Below are 270 nucleotides of genomic sequence, written 5' to 3' on the forward strand. Positions count from 1 at the left end.
ACCTTAGGTTTTCGGCGGACAAGATTCTCACTTGTCTTTTCGCTACTCATACCGGCATTCTCACTTCTTATCGCTCCACCGCTCCTTTCGGTACGACTTCTATGCAATAAGAACGCTCCCCTACCACTGTGCCGTACGGCACAATCCATAGCTTCGGTGATACGTTTAGCCCCGGTACATTTTCGGCGCAGAGTCACTCGACCAGTGAGCTATTACGCACTCTTTGAATGGTGGCTGCTTCTAAGCCAACATCCTGGTTGTCTGTGCAAC

1 rRNA gene is annotated in these 270 nt (G+C 50.4%); it reads right to left on the bottom strand.

Annotated features, from left to right (window positions below):
- Nucleotides 1-270, bottom strand: a 23S ribosomal RNA gene (locus tag BEN26_RS13870); the annotation flags it as partial.

It is taken from the genome of Tepidibacillus sp. HK-1, assembly GCF_001748485.2.
In the GTDB taxonomy this organism is placed as follows: Bacteria; Bacillota; Bacilli; order Tepidibacillales; family Tepidibacillaceae; genus Tepidibacillus_B; species Tepidibacillus_B infernus.